This is a genomic window from Asanoa hainanensis (genome assembly GCF_900188485.1).
In the GTDB taxonomy this organism is placed as follows: Bacteria; Actinomycetota; Actinomycetes; order Mycobacteriales; family Micromonosporaceae; genus Asanoa; species Asanoa hainanensis.
In genome coordinates this window covers 441,730-459,400 of record NZ_FZPH01000005.1, presented here as the reverse complement: position 1 = coordinate 459,400, position 17,671 = coordinate 441,730, and the positions used below count along the sequence as shown (strand labels likewise).

The 17,671-nt window shown below is 71.5% G+C and carries 16 protein-coding genes; 9 read left to right on the top strand and 7 right to left on the bottom strand.

Annotation, left to right across the window (positions count from 1 at the left end):
• Nucleotides 1-11: 11 nt before the first annotated feature.
• The 3 genes from CHC05_RS16115 to CHC05_RS16105 form a co-directional block, all read right to left on the bottom strand.
• Nucleotides 12-1,202, bottom strand: coding sequence for a DUF1015 family protein (locus CHC05_RS16115; RefSeq protein WP_089249459.1), 1,191 nt, complete (start codon nucleotides 1,200-1,202; stop codon nucleotides 12-14).
• Nucleotides 1,203-1,257: 55 nt separating this feature from the next.
• A complete protein-coding gene (locus CHC05_RS16110; RefSeq protein ID WP_089249457.1) occupies nucleotides 1,258-1,437 on the bottom strand; it encodes a hypothetical protein in 180 nt (59 codons plus the stop codon).
• Nucleotides 1,438-1,514: 77 nt separating this feature from the next.
• Nucleotides 1,515-2,117, bottom strand: a complete 603-nt coding sequence (locus CHC05_RS16105; RefSeq protein WP_089249455.1) for a mycothiol-dependent nitroreductase Rv2466c family protein — start codon at nucleotides 2,115-2,117, stop codon at nucleotides 1,515-1,517.
• A 214-nt stretch (nucleotides 2,118-2,331) separates the two neighbouring features.
• Here CHC05_RS16105 and pepN point away from each other — a divergent pair, with 214 nt between their 5' ends.
• The 3 genes from pepN (at nucleotide 2,332) to CHC05_RS16090 (ending at nucleotide 6,173) form a co-directional block, all read left to right on the top strand.
• Nucleotides 2,332-4,890: an aminopeptidase N gene (gene pepN / locus CHC05_RS16100; protein WP_089249453.1), complete on the top strand. Its 2,559-nt coding sequence runs from the start codon at nucleotides 2,332-2,334 to the stop codon at nucleotides 4,888-4,890.
• Nucleotides 4,891-4,970: 80 nt separating this feature from the next.
• A complete protein-coding gene (locus CHC05_RS16095) occupies nucleotides 4,971-5,537 on the top strand; it encodes a hypothetical protein (RefSeq protein ID WP_089249451.1) in 567 nt (188 codons plus the stop codon).
• 3 nt (nucleotides 5,538-5,540) lie between these two features.
• Nucleotides 5,541-6,173, top strand: a complete 633-nt coding sequence (locus tag CHC05_RS16090; protein ID WP_089249449.1) for a nucleotidyl transferase AbiEii/AbiGii toxin family protein — start codon at nucleotides 5,541-5,543, stop codon at nucleotides 6,171-6,173.
• Nucleotides 6,174-6,191: 18 nt separating this feature from the next.
• On the opposite strand, the gene gntF is transcribed toward CHC05_RS16090, so the two are convergent.
• Nucleotides 6,192-7,436 (bottom strand): guanitoxin biosynthesis pre-guanitoxin forming N-methyltransferase GntF, encoded by a 1,245-nt coding sequence (gene gntF, locus CHC05_RS16085; RefSeq protein ID WP_089249447.1) that lies wholly within the window; start codon nucleotides 7,434-7,436, stop codon nucleotides 6,192-6,194.
• Nucleotides 7,437-7,545: 109 nt separating this feature from the next.
• Between gntF and CHC05_RS16080 the strand changes: the two genes are divergently transcribed.
• Complete coding sequence (locus tag CHC05_RS16080) at nucleotides 7,546-9,549, top strand: AAA family ATPase (RefSeq protein ID WP_089249445.1); 2,004 nt, start codon at nucleotides 7,546-7,548, stop codon at nucleotides 9,547-9,549.
• On the opposite strand, the gene CHC05_RS16075 is transcribed toward CHC05_RS16080, so the two are convergent.
• Complete coding sequence (locus CHC05_RS16075) at nucleotides 9,546-10,928, bottom strand: FAD-dependent oxidoreductase (RefSeq protein WP_089249443.1); 1,383 nt, start codon at nucleotides 10,926-10,928, stop codon at nucleotides 9,546-9,548. The genes CHC05_RS16080 and CHC05_RS16075 overlap by 4 nt on opposite strands.
• Nucleotides 10,929-11,023: 95 nt before the next feature.
• Between CHC05_RS16075 and CHC05_RS16070 the strand changes: the two genes are divergently transcribed.
• A complete protein-coding gene (locus tag CHC05_RS16070; protein WP_179266208.1) occupies nucleotides 11,024-11,584 on the top strand; it encodes a uridine kinase family protein in 561 nt (186 codons plus the stop codon).
• On the opposite strand, the gene CHC05_RS16065 is transcribed toward CHC05_RS16070, so the two are convergent.
• Together CHC05_RS16065 and CHC05_RS16060 are read right to left on the bottom strand one after the other, a co-directional pair.
• A complete protein-coding gene (locus CHC05_RS16065; RefSeq protein WP_089249439.1) occupies nucleotides 11,571-12,536 on the bottom strand; it encodes a serine hydrolase domain-containing protein in 966 nt (321 codons plus the stop codon). The two genes, CHC05_RS16070 and CHC05_RS16065, sit on opposite strands and share 14 nt — an antisense overlap.
• A gap of 15 nt (nucleotides 12,537-12,551) precedes the next feature.
• Nucleotides 12,552-13,325 (bottom strand): SDR family oxidoreductase, encoded by a 774-nt coding sequence (locus CHC05_RS16060; RefSeq protein ID WP_089249437.1) that lies wholly within the window; start codon nucleotides 13,323-13,325, stop codon nucleotides 12,552-12,554.
• Between the two features lie 190 nt (nucleotides 13,326-13,515).
• Between CHC05_RS16060 and CHC05_RS16055 the strand changes: the two genes are divergently transcribed.
• From CHC05_RS16055 to CHC05_RS16040, 4 genes are all read left to right on the top strand, one after another.
• Entirely contained in the window at nucleotides 13,516-15,216 is a 1,701-nt protein-coding gene (locus CHC05_RS16055) for an enoyl-CoA hydratase-related protein (RefSeq protein WP_179266207.1), read from the top strand.
• A gap of 169 nt (nucleotides 15,217-15,385) precedes the next feature.
• The gene (locus CHC05_RS42500; protein ID WP_245870888.1) at nucleotides 15,386-15,535 is read left to right on the top strand and encodes a hypothetical protein; all 150 of its coding nucleotides are present in this window, start codon (nucleotides 15,386-15,388) and stop codon (nucleotides 15,533-15,535) included.
• Between the two features lie 3 nt (nucleotides 15,536-15,538).
• Complete coding sequence (locus CHC05_RS16045) at nucleotides 15,539-16,039, top strand: hypothetical protein (RefSeq protein ID WP_089249433.1); 501 nt, start codon at nucleotides 15,539-15,541, stop codon at nucleotides 16,037-16,039.
• A complete protein-coding gene (locus tag CHC05_RS16040) occupies nucleotides 16,029-17,339 on the top strand; it encodes a hypothetical protein (protein ID WP_089249431.1) in 1,311 nt (436 codons plus the stop codon). The genes CHC05_RS16045 and CHC05_RS16040 overlap by 11 nt, the downstream gene beginning before the upstream one ends.
• Nucleotides 17,340-17,671 lie beyond the last annotated feature (332 nt).

Below are 17,671 nucleotides of genomic sequence, written 5' to 3'. Positions count from 1 at the left end.
TCAGCAGTCTCTCAGTGCTCGCCGAGCTCGGCGAGCACCAGGCCACCTCGCGCCTTCGGGGTGAACCAGGTGCTCTTGCGCGGCATCTTGGCCCGGGCGAGGTTGACGGCCACGAAGTCCTCGACGGTCACGGGCGCGACCAGGATCGCCAGCTCCGCCCGGCCGGCGTCGACCTCGCCGGTCAGCCACTCCGCCGGGTAGTCGCCGCCGACGTACGTGATCCGCTTGTCGCCGGGCTCCAGGCCCAGCGCGTCGCGCAGGACGATCCGCTCGACCAGCGCGTGGTCGAGGTTCTCGACGCGGCTCACCGCCGGGTCGTGCGGGAGCGCCACCGCGTGGGCCGCGCCGGCCGCGTACAGGACGACCGAGGTCGGCTCGATGTCCGTCGTCGGGGTGACCGACGCGCCGGCGGCCCGCAACGCGTCGAGCAACTCCGCCGGGGTGCTGGTCAGCTCGCTGACCAGGCGGTTGTAGGGCTGGATCGCGACCGAGCCCGGAGTGGTGATGACCGCGAGGAAGCGGGGCAGCCCGCCGGTCTGGGCGGCCAGGCTGCGGTGGTTGCCGTCGGCGACGACGAGCTCGCCGCCGCCGGCCAGCGCGGCCAGCCGGTCCTGCGCCTCACCCGGGCCGATCGGCCAGATCGCGTGGGTGCGGCCGGCCTGGTCGAGGTCGGTCGCGGCGGGGGCGCCGGCCGCGTCGCAGGCCTCCGCGAGGGCGGCGTGCAGCTCTTCGCCGCGCCCGGTCTGCAGCAGGAGCACGGGCGAGAGCAGGTGGCCGACCGCCTCGGCCAGGGCGACGCGCTCGCGCACCTTCTCGATGAACACGTCCTCGTTGCGGATCACGAGACCCGGCTCGTCGGCGCTGGTCGAGATCTGGTCGGTGTCCACCATGGCCCACAGGCCGTACGCCGGCTCCTCGCCGGGCGCCGTGATCCGGTAGAGCACCATCGCCTGGTCTGCGGGTGTGTAGCTGCCGTCGGCCTTGGCGTCGGCGAGCCGCTGGGCGGCCGCGGGCAGCGAGTCGAGGAAGGAGCGTCCGCCCGCGTCCGGGGAGCGGTGCGGCATCTCGATCGCGAGCGCGCTGCGCGGGTTGTCGGCGATGATCGCGGTGATCTCGTTGTCGTCGGCGAACTCGTCGTAGTTCTGCGCGCCGGTGCCGCCGGTGGTGATCCAGGCCCGGGCGATCGGGTGCACGATCGTCATGTCCGAAACGCTACCGATGGGCGTTGACGTGACGGCCGACACCCAGGCGCGTGTCTCAGGCTATGGCCACGGCGCGCGCCTCGCGGGGTGCGGCGCCGACCAGGATGGGTGGCGCCAGCAGGTCGACGACGTGGTCGGGGAGCGCCGGCGCGATGGTTTCCCAGTGGCCCTCGTCGACCGACCAGTAGGCGCCGCCGATGCTCTCGGCGACCTCGTCCTGGGTGTGCTCAGACATGGTGACCCCCTCGATGCGTAGGGTGCCGTTTCGACACCCTACGCAACGAATCGATCAACCAGCCGGAAAGGGTCCGATCAGTCGAAAATCGGACCCACGTCGCGGGTCCGCTTGAGCTCGAAGAAGCCCGGCGTGCCCGCGACCAGGACGACGCCGTCCCAGAGCCGGCCGGCGGCCTCACCCTTCGGCGCCGGCGTGACGACCGGCCCGAAGATGGCGACCCGGCCGCCGTCGGGACCCGGCGCGTGGATCACCGGCGTGCCGACGTCCATGCCGACCGGCTTCATGCCCGCGTCGTGGCTGGCCCGCAGCGCGTCGTCGTACTCGGTGCTCTCGCCGGCCTCGACCAGCGCGGGGTCGAGCCCGACCTCGGCGAGTGCGGCCGCGTAGAGTTCCGGGCCACGCTCCTGCTTGCCCGGGTGGATGCGGGTGCCAAGCGCGGTGTAGAGGTCACGCAGCACGGCGTTGCCGTACTTCTGCTCGGCCGCGATGCAGATCCGCACCGGCGCCCAGGCCGTACGCAGGAACTTCTTGTAGTTCTCGTCGAGCTCGTCACGGCCGGCGTTGAGCACAGCGAGGCTCATCACGTGGAAGCTCACGTCGAGGGGGCGAACCTTCTCGGTCTCCAGCAGCCAGCGGGAGGTCACCCAGGCCCACGGGCAGGCGGGATCGAACCACATGTCGACGTTCTGACGGTCATTGTTTTCGGACACGGCAAGTCCTTGGGGGGTTGGGGGTACGTACCCTGATATTCACCCTCGCCCAACCCTTCTGCCACCGGCAGGGCACCGTGACGTGGGTTACCGTGGTTGGCCGCGAACGGCATGGAAGACTCGAACGAGGCCGCCGTTGTCGTCGGCGAAAATGCGAATGGGAGAACGAACCGTGGCTGGTGTGCGCAACCTGACCCAGGCCGAGGCGGCCGAACGAGCGCGACTGCTCGACGTCACCTCGTACGACATCAGCCTGGACCTGGCCTCCGCCGGGCAGGGTGACGCGCGGACGTTCCGCTCCACCACGACGATCGTGTTCGACTGCGTCGAGCCCGGCGCCGCGACGTTCATCGAGCTCGCCGCCGCGTCCGTGCGCTCGGCCACCCTCAACGGCACGCCGGTCGACATCAGTGGCTGGGCCGCCGACAAGGGCCTCACGATCATCGGCCTGGCCGCCACCAACGAGCTCGTGGTCGACGCCGACTTCAACTACTCGACGTCCGGCCAGGGCCTGCACCGCAGCGTCGACCCGGTCGACGGCGAGACCTACCTCTACAGCCAGTTCGAGACCGCTGACGCACAGCGCGTCTACGCGTCGTTCGACCAGCCCGACCTCAAGTCGGTCTACACCTGGCACGCGACGGTGCCGGCCCACTGGAAGGTCATCTCCAACGCGCCGGTCTCGGGTGTCGACGGCTCGGGCTCCGACGAGGTCAAGACCGTCCACTTCGCACAGTCCGCGCGGATGTCGACCTACGTGACCGCGCTGTGCGCCGGGCCGTACCACGAGGTGCGCTTCGAGCACGACGGCATCGACATGGGCTACTTCTGCCGGGCCACGATGGCACAATACTTTGACCCCGACGACCTCCACCTGATCACCACGCAGGGCTTCGACTTCTACCACGCGCACTTCGGCGTCCGGTACCCGCTGCCGAAGTACGACCAGCTGTGGGTGCCCGACTTCAACGCCGGCGCGATGGAGAACTTCGCCTGCGTGACCCACGCCGAGTCGGCGTACGTCTTCCGCTCGCAGGTCACCGACTTCGAGTACGAGCAGCGGGCCAACACGATCCTGCACGAGCTGGCCCACATGTGGTTCGGCGACCTGGTCACCATGCGCTGGTGGAACGACCTTTGGCTCAACGAGTCCTTCGCCGAGTGGGCCAGCCACTGGTGCAACACCAACGCCACCCGGTTCACCGACGCCTGGACGACGTTCCTGTCGATCCGCAAGAACTGGGGCTACCGGCAGGACCAGCTCAGCTCCACCCACCCGGTCTACTGCGAGATGCCCGACCTGGAAGCGGTCGAGGTCAACTTCGACGGCATCACGTACGCCAAGGGCGCCTCGGTCATCAAGCAGCTCGTCGCGTACGTGGGCATCGAGCCGTTCCTGGCCGGCCTGCGCGCCTACTTCGCCCGGCACGCCTGGGGCAACGCGACCTTCGACGACCTGCTCGGTGAGCTCGAGTCGGCCTCCGGCCGCGAACTGCGCAAGTTCGCCGCCCAGTGGCTGGAGACGGCCCAGGTCAACACGCTGCGCCCGCAGGTGGTCATCGGCGCCGACGGCACGTACGAGTCGGTCGTGGTGCTCCAGGAGGCGCCGTCCGACTACCCGACGCTGCGTACCCACCGGATCGGGGTCGGCCTCTACGACCTGACGCCCGAAGGCTCGCTGGTCCGGCGGGAGCTGCTGGAGATCGACGTCACCGGCGAGCGCACTCCCGTCGAACAGCTCGTCGGCGTCCGCGCCCCTGACGTGCTGCTGCTCAACGACGACGACCTGACATACGCCAAGCTGCGCCTCGACGAGCGCTCGATGGCCACCGTCGTGCAGCACATCGACGGCTTCGAGTCGTCGCTGGCCCGCGCCCTGTGCTGGGCCGCCGCCTGGGACATGCTCCGCGACGCCGAGCTCGCCGCCCGCGACTACGTGGCCCTGGCCCTGACGGGCCTGCCGGCCGAGTCCGACATCAACCTGGTGACGGCGACGCTGCGCCAGGCGGCCGGCGCCCTGTCCTACTACGCCGACCCGGAGTGGGCGCCGACCGGCTGGGCCCAGCTCGCCGACACGGCCCGCACCGCGATGCTGGCGGCCGCGCCCGGCAGCGGTTTCCAGCTCGCCTGGGCCCGCGCGTTCGCCTCCGCGGCCCGCTCCGACGAGCACCTGGCCGTCCTGCGCGGCTGGCTGTCGGGCGACAACATCCCGGCTGGCCTGCCGATCGACACGGAGTTCCGCTGGTCGCTGCTGCGCGCCCTGGTCGCCAACGGCGCCGCGGACGCCACCGAGATCGAAGCGGAACTGGCCAACGACCGCACGTCCAGCGGCGAACGCGAGGCGGCGGAGACCCACGCCCTGATCCCGACGGCCGACAACAAGGCGTCGGTGTGGCGCACCCTGACCGAGTCGACGGAGCTGCCGAACTGGCGCAACCGGGCGCTGCTGGTCGGCTTCCAGCACCCGACGCAGGTCGAGCTGACGGCCCCCTACGCCACGAAGTTCTTCGAGTCGGCGGCGGCCGTGTGGGCGCTGCGCGACTCGGAGCCGGCCCAGGAGTTCGTCGTCTACGGCTACCCGACGTACACGATCACGGACGAGGTGGTCGCGGCAGCGGACGCGTGGCTGTCGCAGACCGGCCACCCGGCCGCGTTGCGCCGCCTGGTAGCGGAAGGCCGCGACACGACCGAACGCGCCCTCCGGGCCCGCCTCCGCGACATCGCCGCCTCCCAGTCCTGACGAACCTGATCGGCTTTTCTCGGTACGCAGCGCTAGGCCAAGCGCCAAGCATGCTTGGCCTAGCGCGGTAGACTTGGCGCATGCGGGAGTACTCCGAGGACGAGTTGCGTGCTGCGGTCGCCGAGTACGAGGAGACCAAGAAGGCCGCGCTCGACGAGCGCGACCGAAGGCTTCGTGCGTTCCGGGACGCCGGCTGGCGGCCGGTCGACCTGCAACGCGTGACCGGCTACAGCCGCGAGACCATCCGGCAGGCGCTACGTCCAGAGGTCCGGCACGCGACCAACAACAGCCGCCGCAAGGCCGCTGTCGAGCCCGGGCCGCCAGCCGACTACGTGCCGTACGGAGACCGCAAGCATTACGTGGTCGCTGACAGTCTCGATGATCTGCACGGCCCGACCACCGGAACGGTGACTCTCCCGCACCATCTCGACTGGTCGGGTCGCGGCACCTACGACCTCGACAAGGCCGCTCGACTCGCATCGATGTACAAGACCGTCCTCAACGAGGCTGCGACGGTCGACGATCTCCGCAGCTGGATCGACGGCCGCCAACTGGTCCGACTCTGGCCCACACTCTGGCTACCCGCGTCGTTGCGCCGGGCGTGGGAGCAACGGTTCCGTGCGCTCGCCGGCACCGCCGTGGCGTAGGCAGTGGACGCATTCCATGAACGGCTCGCCAGTGTCGGGCTGACCGCCGCCGAACGTTACGGCTTCGCTCTCGCCGGTGGCTACGCCGTTCAGATCGCCGGGATCCTGGAACGGCCTAGCGAGGACATCGACCTCTTCACCGCCTGGAACCGGCGCGACGAGTTCGACACCGCTGTCGCCGCCGTCGTGACGGCCTATCGCGCCGAAGGGCTCGTGGTCGAAGTAGAGCGCCGTTACGACACTTTCGCCCGCCTGGCCGTTGCCGATGCCGACCGCACGTCGCTGGTCGAGCTTGGCGTGGACTGGCGCGCCAACGAACCCATTCAGATGACCATCGGTCCGGTGCTCCACCCTGATGACGCTCTCGCCAACAAGATGAGTGCCCTCTACGGTCGCGCCCAAGCTCGGGACTTCATCGACGTCGACGCGGCCATCCAAACCGGCCGCTACGACCGCGAAACGCTGATGCTTCTCGCCGAACGGGCTGACAGAGGATTCGACCGTCGAGTCTTCGCGGACGCGCTGGCCCAAGCCGCGTTGCTCGACGCCGATGACTTCGCGGACTACGGACTCGCTGGCGACGACCTCGCCGAACTGCTAGCTCGGTTCGCGGAATGGCGCGAACGGCTTCTCTGACCAGTGACGGCAGCTCGGTCAACGTGATTGAGCATGACTGAGCTCGCGCCTCCGGGCATGTGCGAGCAGCACCGAACCGTACCCGTGCGCGGTTTCCTGGCCTGTGGAACAGACCTCGATGGCGCAGTCGAAGTCAGGTTCCAGGGCCGCTCGCAGGTCTTCCGAGCCGATGTTCGCGCTCGGGAAGCGGCGGCCACCTACCGAATAGAACGTGCAGCGGTGCAGGGCCGCCGTGATGAACAGGCCGCCGGGTTCGACCAGGCCGGTGATGTTGCGCATCAGCTCTCGCCACGTTGACAGGTTGTCGGTGGCCGAGTCCGCGCAGTACGGGCTGACCACCGTCGAATAGACAACGTCAGTCGGGTGCTCCGACCGGGCATCCAACACGATCAGCTCGGTGATCTTCTTGCGGGTCAGGTCCTCGCGGAGGGTCACCTCGGCGTCGGTCGGGTCGCTGATGCCCTCGCACCGCAGCGTGTAGCGCACGAACGGGCGCCAGTCGTGGGCGTCCGGTGCCCGGTCGACCCAGCGTTGGAGCTCGGTCAGGTTCGCCGGCAGATAGTCACCTAGGTGGATCTCCGAGGCCACCTCGGCGGCGGCGAAGACGTGGTGGAGAGTCGGGCCGACGCCGAAGAACAGGATCGGTCGGTCGCGCTCCGCCTCGCGCAGGGCCGCGACGAGGTAGGTGATCGTCGCGAGCTCGTCCGGCTCGACGGCGCTGTAGTAGTCGGTCAGATAGCGCCGCGGCTGCCAGTCCGTCTCGAACGACGCGAACCGGCGCCGGAGGAACCCCGCGGTGAGGCGGCCCAGGCCGTACTCGTACACCGCGGCCCCGAGGTTCGCTCCCGCCAGGAAGACCAGCGCGTCCGTCGTGGTGATCGCGGACGTCGCCGCCGCCGCTCCGAACGCCGCCGCGTAGTAGGGCAGCTCCTTCACGACCTCCGTGCCGGCGTAGGCGACCGCCGCGGCCACCCGCGGCGCGCCGGCCCGACGGGTGAACCGCCGGGTCAGGTCGTACGCCGCCTTCGACAGGACGTTCGTGCTCGTGCCCGTCGCGGCGAGCAGCGCGCCGTTCGCGCGCAGGTTCGTGCGCAGGCCGAGCGCCCAGACCAGGTAGCTGGCGACGAGTACCGCCACCACCCAGCTGTGGGAGAGCCCGCCGAGCACGCCGGAGGCCACGACCAGCGCACCCGCCGCGGCGGCGAACAGGTCCAGCGCGTAGGTCGAGGCCGCGGTGGCGACGACGCTGACAGTCCATCTCATGGTGTGCAGGGTCGGGTGACGGGCCGCTCACCCACCACGTCAGATAGTGGCTAATCGCTGTCCAACGAGTGCCGCCAGGGCGGAGAGTAGGGCAACCGAAGGAGAGGGCGTGACCACGAGCCTGGGCGACCTGCTGGACACCGCACGGCGCGAGCGATTCGTCGGGCGCCGTCGCGAGCTCGCCTGCTTCGACGACGCCATCGCCGGGCGTGCGCCACAACGACTGCTCTTCGTGTACGGCCACGGCGGCATCGGCAAGACGACACTGCTGGCCGAGTTCCGGGCCCGGGCCCGCGCAGCCGGCCGCAGCGTCGTGCAGGTCGACGGTCGTGAGGTCGACCCGTCGCCGGACGGGCTGACCGCGGCCATCAACCACCACGACCTCGACGACGCGGTGCTGCTCGTCGACGGCTACGAGGAGCTCGGTCCGATAGACGACTGGCTGCGCGACGAGTTCGTGCCGGGCCTGTCCGCCGACACCGTCGTCGTGCTCGCCGGCTGTGACCCGCCCGCCGCGCCCTGGCGCACCGATGCCGGCTGGCGGCGGCTCGTGGCCGTGCACCAGCTCGACCACTTCGACGCGGCGGAGAGCGCCGATCTGCTGGCCCACGCCGGCGTCGCGCCGGAGATCCAGTCGCATCTGACCCGGCTCGGCCAGGGGCATCCGCTGACCATCGCGCTGCTGGCCGACCTGGCGGTGACCGGCACGGTGCCCGGCTCCCTCGCCGACGCGCCGGACCTGATCTCGGCGCTGCTGGGGTCGTTCCTGCGCGACGTGCCGGGCGACGCGCACCTGACCGGACTCGCGACGTGCGCGATCGCCTGGCTCACCACCGAGGACCTGCTCGCCCGCATGGTCGGCGCCGAAGCACCCGAGGTGTGGCGCTGGCTGGCGCGGAGGCCGTTCGTCACCCGCGGCCCGCGCGGGCTGTTCGTCCACGACCTGGCCCGGGCCGTGCTGGACGCCGAGTTCGAGCGCCGGATGCCCGAGCGCTACCACGCGCACCGCCGGGTGATCCACGCCCACACGGTCACCGGCCTGCGCGCCACGACCGGGCCGGACCAGCAGCGACACGCCCAGCAGCTGCTCTTCCTCCAGCGCAACAGCCCGTACGCGACCGCCTTCGCGGAGCTGCGGGCGCTGGGCTCCGCCGCCGTCGTGCCCGGCCGGGTCGACGAACACGACCAGGTCTGCGACATCGTCGAGCGCTTCGAAGGGCCGGAAACAGCCGAGCTGACCCGGGCCTGGCTCCACGAGCAACCCGAACACCTCTACGTCGTACGTACGCCCGACGGTGTCGCGGGTTTCGCCCTGCACCTGTTCTGTCCCAGCGGGTCCGCCCTCGAAGACCGCGACCCCGCGGTGCGGGCCGTCCTCGACCACGTCGCGCGGCACGGACCGACCCGGCCCGGCGAGCTGGTCAACATCGTCCGGGTCGTGGCGGGAGTCAACGACTACGAACGCGACCCGTACGCCGTGCTCGCCGCGCCCGTCTCGAGCGTGATCGAGTGGCTGACCCGCCCGCTCGCCTGGTCGATCGGCATCACCTCGGACCCCGACTTCTGGGCGCCGCGGTTCGAGCACGTGGCGTTCGCACCGCTGGTCAGCGTCGAGGTCGACGGGCAGCGGCACGTCGGGTTCGGCATCGACTGGCGCCGCCTCCCGGTCGACAGCTGGCTCGACCTGATGCGGGAGCGCGGGCACTCCGGCGAGACCGGCCCTCCGCCGGCCGAGCTGCTGCGCCCGCCGCCGCTGGGCCGCGACCGGTTCGGTGCGGCGGTCAAGGCGGCGCTGCCGGTGCTGCACCGCCCTGACCTGCTCGCCACCAGCCCGTTGCTGGGTTCGGCGCTCGCGTCCACCGCAGCCGGGCCGAGCGCGGCGCAGCTGCGCGCCACGATCGAGGCCGCCGTCGTCCGGCTCGGGGAGCAGCCGAAGGGCGAGCAGCTACGGGCCGTCCTGCACCGCACCTACCTGCGCCCCGCCCCGACGCAGGAGGCCGCCGCCCAGGTCCTCGACCTGCCGCTGAGCACCTACCGCCGCTATCTGGCGCGCGCCCTCGAACACCTCACCGATCTGCTGTGGACGGTCGAGATCGGCGACGTCCATCTTTAGGTGATCGCCGCCAGCAGCTCCGCGCGGCTGGGTCCCGGCAGCGGGTAGTTCGGCGCGTGCCCACCGAGCTTCATGATCTTCTCGGGTAGGCCGGGGCGGGCGCGCAGGTCGTCGGGCGTGGCCAGCAACGACGTCAGCGACTGGTACGCGCGGGCGATCTCCTCGTCGCCCAGGCTCGCGGCGAACGTGGCCTTGGCGAACGCCCACCGCATGTCGTCGGGTCGGTACGGCACGCCCGCCGCGTCGGCGTCGAGCTCGGCCAGCCGGTGGGCGTCGAACCAGAGGGTGCCGCGATAGAGCGGCTCCACGTTGGCCATCGTCCAGTCGTGGAAGGCCCGGACCAGCTTGTCGTGCTCACCCGGGCCGGTGTCCCGCAGCACGTCGCGCAGCCCGATCGCGTGCAGCAGGCCGATCGTGGCGCCGCGCCCGAGCGACGGGTTCGTGCACGCCCAGGAGTCACCGACGGCGACGACGCCGGTCGCGACCGGTTCACCGTCGACGACGAAGCTGCGGTGGCGGTCCTCGATGCCGGCCATCACGTCCACGCCGGGCGCCGGGTCGCCGTCACACCAATGAGCGGCCAGGGGGTACGCGGCCACGGCGGCATCCCAACGCGCCGGGTCCCGCAGACCGCGCATCGCCCGGTCCCGGCCGCTGGTGATCAGCGCGACGCTCCACGTGCCGTTGTCGCCGGGCAGCGTCAGGATCGACGCCGACTCGTGCCGTTGCAGGACGTTGGCGCGACCCTCGGGCAGTTCGCCGCGGAAGTGCCGGCCGTAGTAGACGAAGCCGCAGTCGGCCCGCTCTTCGTCGGGCTTGCGGGCGCCGGCGGCGACCAACCAGGACGCGAGCGCGGAGCGCCGGCCGCCGCAGTCGACCACCAGGTCGGCCCGCAGCGTGTGGCCACCCTCGGCGAGCACCCCGGTGACCCGGGTGCCCTCGGTCAGCAGGCCGCTGACCGTGATGCCGCGCCGGATCGTGACGCCGGGCGTACCCGCTGCGGCTGTCGACAGCACAGCTTCCAGGACCGGCCGGCGGGCGGTGACCGTCTCGAAGATCTCGTCGCCGGCGCGCCACGGGCCGCGCTGGACCGCCGGCAGCAGGGCGAGCAGGTTGGTGTGGAGCCCGCCGACGGCCACCAGGTCGGTGAGCACGTCGGGCAGCTCGCGGGCCATCTCGACCCGCCAGCGCGCCGCCATCAGGTGCGGCAGGCGGAACTGGTTGACGCCGGGGCGGGCCCACGCCTCCCAGGCGTCGGCGGCCGGCGGGGGCTCGGCCGGGTCGCGTTCCAGCACGGTGACGTCGTGGCCGTCGCGGGCGAGCAGCATCGCGGTCGACAGCCCACACAGGCCGGCGCCGAGAACGAGGATTCTGGACACTGTGCACCTCCGAACCAGAGGATCGCTGTCTTGGCTGCTCACTTCATAGGTCAATCGCTGTCCAATCGGGCGCCGGAGTGACGGTGTTCGTGGCCGTGACCGGGGGCACCTGCAGCGGCAAGACGACGCTCGCCGCGGGGCTGGCCGCCCGGCTCGGTCCGGCGCTGTCCGTGCTGTCCCTGGACGACCTGGTGGTCGGGCGGGCGGCGCTGGCCGGCCGAACCGTCACCGACTGGGACGACCCTGGCCTGTGGCGCTGGGCCGACCTGCGGGCGCACCTGGCCGACCTGCGCGCCGGGCGGCCGACGCTGGTCGACGCCCGCTCGCGGGAGAGCCGGGCGGCCGGCGTTACCAGCCGGCTGGTGGTGCCGGCGCCGGTGGTCGCGCTGGTCGGGCACCTCGCGCTGCACGACGAGCTGATCGCGGCGACCTTCGAGGTCCGCGTCTACCTGGACCTGCCCGAGGACGAGCTGGTCCGCCGGCGGTCGCGGCGCCCCGACGCGCGGTGGAACCGGGAGCCGTACCTCTCGCGGACGTTGTTGCCGGCCCACCGGCGCCTGGTCGTGCCGCAGCGGGCCCGCGCGACCCACGTCGTCGACGCGACCCGCCCACCGGACGAGGTCGCGGACGAGGTCGCTGGCATCATCCGGCAGTGAACACCGCTGCCACTCCGGCGAGGAGGTCGATGCTCGGCGGCAGACCGTTGGCGGCCGTGGTCACCGACACGGTCAGCTGTCGGCCGGCGTCCGGCGTGTGGAAGGACAGGGTGCGGTAGCCGAAGAAGCCGCCGTCCTTGCCCCAGACGACCGTGGCGTCGGGCAGCGTGAGCCGGGTGGTGGTCCGCAGTTCCTCGAGGTCGGCCGGCAACGCACCGGTGAGCAACGCGGCGAAGAAGCGGTTCAGGTCGCCTGCCGTCGAGATCATCCCGCCGGCCGCCCAGGCCTGGGACGGGTCGTAGGCGGTGACGTCGACCAGCTCGCCGTCGGCCGCCGGTAGGTAGGCGTGTGCGTGCGGCTCGGGCAGCTTCTCGTCGGCCGGGAGCGCGGTCTGCTTCAGCTCCAGCGGGCCGAGGACGCGCTGTTCGAGCTCCGCCGAATAGGTGCTCCGCGTCGCGGCCTCGATGATCATTCCCAGCAGGATGTAGCCGGTGTTGCAGTACGCCCGGTCCGTACCCGGCGCGAACCGCGGCCCGTGCGCGGTCGCCCGGTCCACCATCTCCCGCGGCTGCCAGCGCCGGCGGCGGTCCCGGAGGATCCCGGCGACGTCGAGGTCGTCGGTGTAGTTGTGCAACCCGCTGGTGTGGTCGAGCAACTGCCGCACCGTGATCCCGCCGGGCACCAGGCCGGGCAGCCAGCGCTCGACGGTGTCGGCCAGGTCGAGCCGGCCCTCGCCGACCAGTTGGAGGACCAGGACGGCGGTGAAGGTCTTGGTCACGCTGCCGATCCGGAAGAAGCCGTCGGGCGCGACCGGCCGCTCGGCACCGAGCTCGGCGACGCCGCTGGCTAGGTCGACCGTGCCGTCCTCGTCGCGGAACTGGGCCAGGGCTCCGGGTGAGCCGGCGGCGACCAGGTCGTCGAGCATGAGCTGGATCCGGTCGGGGCGCCGCATCCGCCCACTCTAGATCTAGAGCGACGTGGTGAGACCGCCGTCGATGATGTGGTCGGTGCCCGTGACGTTGCCGGGCAGGTCGCTGGCCAGGAAGACCACCAGGTCCGCCACCTCCTGCGGGTGGGTGAACCGGTTCGTGGCTGCCTGGCCCGCCGCCGCGTCCTTGACGTCGCCCGGTTTCGCGCCGGTCGCCGCGCCCACGGTCTGCGCCATGCCGTGCTCGCCGAGCCAAAGGTCGGTCTCTACCGGGCCCGGGCTCACCGTGTTGACCCGTACGCCGCGCGGACCGACCTCCTTGGACAGCGCCTTGGAGAAGTTGAGCAGGGCGGCCTTGGCCGCGCTGTAGTCCATGACGAGTGGGTCGGGCAGGGTCGCGTTGACCGAGCACACCGTGACGACCACCCCGCGCCGCCCCAGCAGTTGCGGCAACGCCGCGCGCGTCGCCCGTACCGCCGCCAGGAAATTGATCGTGATGGTCTGGAGCCAGTCGTCGTCGGTGATCGACACGAACCCGTCCGGGCGGGGTCGGGTCGCGCCGACGTTGTTGACCAGGATGTCGGCGCCGCCAAGCTTCTCGGCCTCCGCGAGGAGCCGGACAGGGCCGTCGGCGGTCGCGAGGTCGAGCGCGAACGGTTGCACCCCGGCGAGCCCGGACAGCTCGGGCGTGATCGTGCGCGAACCGGCGATCACGCGTACGCCCTCGCGCGCGAGCGTCTGGGTGACCGCGAGCCCGATGCCCTTGCCGGCACCGGTGACCACGGCTGTCTTGCCCGCCAGACCTAGATCCACAGCTCATCCTCCCCCTCTGTGCCGGCGCGGCAGGGAGCTTCCGGCGAATCTGGCTGACATTTGGTCCGTCGCCGCGCGGCGGTGGCGCGCGTTAATCGGGCTCGTGCCGAATTCATGGTCGGAATGGTTTCTCCGCGGCGGTGAGACCGACTCGGTCGTTGGACTGGATGACCGGATTGGGAGTATTGCCGTGGTCTCACGTCGCGTACAACGGGTGCTGTTGCTGTCCAACGGCTTCGGCGGTGCCACCATGGCGGCGTACTGCTGGCTGCGCGACCACGGCATCCAGACCGCTTTCCAGCCGGCCGGCTCGCCGGAGGCCATGGTCGAGGCACACCGGTGGTACGGGCCGGACCTGGTGTTCGCGCCCACGCTGAGCGCCCGGGTGCCGGACGACCTGCTCGGCCAGGTCGTCATCCACCACCCCGGCCGGCTCGGCGACCGCGGCGCGTCGTCGATCGACTGGGGACGGTGCCGCCGCGAGCCGTTCGGCGGCACGACCCTGCTGCTGGCCGCGGAAGGCTGGGACACCGGCGACGTACTGCACACCAGCACGTTCCGCTATCCCGCCGGGCCGGCCACCAAGAGCTGGATCTACGCGTACCAGAACCGGGCCGCGATGCTGACCGGGCTCGAGCGGTTGGTGGCCGACCCGGCGCCGGTCGCGCGCCCCCTCGACTACGAGCACGCGGACGTTCTCGGCCGGTGGAACGACGTGCTGCGGCAGGACGACTGCGCCGTCGACTGGTCGCTGCCCGCCGATGAGCTCGTCTGGCGGGTCGCGGCGCGCGACGGCGCCCCCGGCGTCCGCACCTCGCTGCTGGGGCACCCGATCCACGTCTTCGACGCGCACCCCGCCGGCCCGTGCCGGGGCGACCAGGGCGAGATCGTGGGCTGGCTCGCGGACAGCGCCATCCAGGTGGCGACCGGCCCGGTGCACGCCGACGGCCGCCGCGACAGCGTGTGGATCGGCCACGTCAAGACGGACTTCAAACAGCCGGCCGCCTGGTGGCTGCGCGACGCCCTCGGCTACCTGCCGGCCTGGCAGGGCGACCCGGCGTCCTACCGCCCGGTGACCATGCGACGGCGGGGCCCGGTCGCCGTGATCACCGCGGCCGCGTACAACGGCGCCTGGTCGACGGGTTTCTGCCACGCGGTCGCCAGCAGCATCGCCGCCGCGGCCCGCCGCACCGACGTCGACCAGATCGTGCTGCGCGGCGGGGGTTCCGGCCCGTTCGGCAACGGCATCAACCTGAGCCACGTGTACGCGGCCCGCACGGGCATGACGACCGAAGCCCAGGCCAACATCCGCGCGATCAACGAGGTGGCCCTGGCGATGTTCCAGGCCCGCCGCGACGGCGTCGCGGTCATCGCGTTACTGGACGGCGACGCGGGCGCGGGCGGAGCGTTCCTGTCCCTGTGCGCGGACGTGGTGGTCGCGGTGCCGGGCCGGACGTTCAACTACCACTACGCGGGCATGGGCGGCCTGACCGGTTCGGAGTTCCACACCCTGACCCTGCCGGCCCGGATGCCGTCGGAACAGGCCCGGGCGGACCTGCTCCTGGACTGCCTGCCACTGAGCGCGTTCCAGGCACACCGGCAGGGCCTGGTCGACTACCTGTCGCCCGAGGGCCTGGCGGACGACGACCTGACGGAGTGGGTGCACGAGTTCGCCCTGAACCACCGAGAAGCAGGCAAACGAGCGGACCGCGCCCGCTGGCGCCCGTTGCCGACGGAGGCCGAACTGGCGGCGACGGAGGCCCGCGAACTGTCCCGCATCGACCGTGACTTCGCGAGCCCAGAGTTCCAGTCAGCGGTAGCGAACTTCATCCGCAAACGAGCCACGGCCCCACCCACAGCCGCGATCGAATACCGCGGGGCGTACGCCTGACCCGGGCTGCCAGACTGGGCCGGTGACCACGGCAGGGATCGTGCGGGAATGGCATGACGAAGAGGGGTGGGGAGTTATCGACTCCGACAGCACCCCTGGCGGATGCTGGGCGCACTTCGGCAGTGTCCGCATGGAGGGTTACCGCGCGCTGCGTCCCGGGTAGTCCGTTTTGTTCGAGTTCGAGGACGGCCCGCAGGACGGGTACGCCTACCGGGCCGTCGCCGTCTGGACCGGCGACGACCGCCAGGCGACCCAGCCTGAATCGGCGGCCTTCCACAGCACCCTGCGCCTCTCGTTCGACGCGCCCGCCGACAGCTGAGCCATGCGGTTCACGGTCACCGACGACTCGGGCCTGATCGCGCTGGTGGACCACCATGCCTATCCGACGTTCGTGAGCGGCGACTGGACGTACGAGACGCTGTTCGCCCATTTCCGCTCCGCCATGGCCGCGCGGTCGCTGCTGGTGTGGGGGACGGGCCGGGAGGAGGACTGGGTCGTCGACGTCGTGGTCGACGGCCCGGCGCCGCGCGGCGGCTTCCGGCGGGCGCTCGGACCGATCCGGGTGACCGCGGGCCAGCTCCACGTGACGAGCTACGACTCGCTGACGATGGCGGCCCAGTTCGCCGACGAAGCGCTGCCCCAACCACACCAGGCGGACGCGGTCCTCGACCTCCCGACGGGGCTGTACGGCTGCGAGGTCGTGCAACTCGTGGACCCGGAAGCCCCCTACGACCACGACCGCCCGCAGCCCGACTTCGTCCTGACGCTGACCACCGCCCAGGCCGCCACCCCGTGGCGCGACCCACCCTGGCATGAGGCATAGCGCGCACGGCCTGGCGGCCAATCCCGCACTGACGCGCGCGGCGCTGGATCGGCTGGTCGCGGTCGGGGGTTGGGCTCTCGACGACGAGCTCGCCGAACGCGCGGACCTGACGGACGGCCAGGTCGAGGCGCTGGCTGGCCGGGGTTCCAGCTCCGTGCTCGTGACGCTGGTCCGCCGCGGGCGCGTCGGATTGTCGGCGGTCGAGCATCGGCCGTGGGCGATCGTCGCGTTGCTCGACGACCACGACATCCCGGAGGCGTGGCTGTGGCGCGTCGCCGGCGAGCCCGACAGCGACCTCCGAGCCGAACTGGCGTTGGCGGCAGCCTGCCCACCCGAGCTGCTGCGGCTGTTGGCGCAGGACGCGGAGCTGGTCAGCTCCGTAGCCGCCTCGGCGGCGCTCACCCCCGAGCTGGCCGCCGAGCTTGCCGGCCATTCAGACGCCGAGGTGCGCCGCGCGGTGGCCGCCAACGAGCACGCACCCGCGTCCCTGCTCGCGGGCCTGGTCGCCGCGGTCAGTGCCACCGACCACGACCTCGCGTTGGCCCTTGCCGGCAACCCGGCCGCCGCCGCCCAGGCCTTGGTCGGGCATCCGTCGCGGCTCGTCCGCCTCGCGCTGGCAGGGCGGACCGACCTGGGCCCGGACAGCTATCGCGCACTGGCCCGAGAGGAAGCGGTCCGCCCCGAGCTGGCCGCCAACCCGGCGATCGGCGAGGCGTTGATCCGCGAGCTGGCCACCAGCGAGCTGCGGCAGTGGATCGCGCGCAACCCGGCGGTCCCGCTCGACGTGCTGACCGACCTGGCCCCGGGCCTCCGCATCGGCCCAGCCCCGCTGCCGCGCATCGCCGTGGCAACCCAGGCGGAGCTACGCCGGTTCGCCGGCGGGCCATTGCGCGCGCTGGTGGCCCAACACCCGGACCTGCCGGAAGAGCTGGCCGCCACCATGCTCGACGACCCGGATCCCCGTGTGGCCAAGGCCGTCGCACCCCATCCGTTGGTCACCGCCGAGCAGCTGCGCCGCATGACGGCCCGCCACGGCGCAGCGGTCGCCGCTGGTGTGGTGCGCAACCCGAACTGCCCGCCGGACCTGCTCGGCGCGACGGCCGGCAAGCGCCTGCTGCGCGCGATCGCCACACACCCGAACACCGCACCCGCCACGGTCGCGGCCCTGCTGGACCACGACGACGACCTTGTCGCGGCGTCGGCCGCCGCCAATCCGGCGCTCCCGGCCGAGGCGGTCGAGCGCATCCTCCGCTCGGTCGAGTCGCGGACCAGCACGGCCGCCGACTACGGCTATGCATGATCGAGTTTACAAAGTATCGTGATCTTCGATGTCTTGAGTGCTGTGCCGGGAATTGACGGCGCTTTGTCCCATAAAGCGCCACCAACTTCTTTGCTATAGCGCAAAGCCGGACTTTTCTGGTTGACCGGCGTCGCCCGTTTTTCGTCCGGCCTGACCCGATTCAGTCCGATGTAGAGTCATTCACGCGGGCGCGACCCCCACGGCCCCGAGCGTCCGGTGTGGATGGTCATGATTTACCTGATCATCTCGGGAAGCTTGGCCCCGAAAGGGGATGGCGGCGGGGCGCTCGGAGTGGATCGCCCGCCGAACGGCCAGTCGCAGCGTCGGGATTC

Excerpts from the sequence above, each read along its gene's own strand:
- CHC05_RS16065 (WP_089249439.1), bottom strand. The coding sequence starts at position 12,536 with ATGCGGCGCCCCGACCGGATCCAGCTCATGCTCGACGACCTGGTCGCC.
- CHC05_RS16110 (WP_089249457.1), bottom strand. The coding sequence starts at position 1,437 with ATGTCTGAGCACACCCAGGACGAGGTCGCCGAGAGCATCGGCGGCGCC.
- CHC05_RS16115 (WP_089249459.1), bottom strand. The coding sequence starts at position 1,202 with ATGACGATCGTGCACCCGATCGCCCGGGCCTGGATCACCACCGGCGGC.
- CHC05_RS16095 (WP_089249451.1), top strand. The coding sequence starts at position 4,971 with ATGCGGGAGTACTCCGAGGACGAGTTGCGTGCTGCGGTCGCCGAGTAC.
- CHC05_RS16105 (WP_089249455.1), bottom strand. The coding sequence starts at position 2,117 with ATGTGGTTCGATCCCGCCTGCCCGTGGGCCTGGGTGACCTCCCGCTGG.
- gntF (WP_089249447.1), bottom strand. The coding sequence starts at position 7,436 with ATGAGATGGACTGTCAGCGTCGTCGCCACCGCGGCCTCGACCTACGCG.
- CHC05_RS16040 (WP_089249431.1), top strand. The coding sequence starts at position 16,029 with ATGAGGCATAGCGCGCACGGCCTGGCGGCCAATCCCGCACTGACGCGC.
- CHC05_RS16045 (WP_089249433.1), top strand. The coding sequence starts at position 15,539 with ATGCGGTTCACGGTCACCGACGACTCGGGCCTGATCGCGCTGGTGGAC.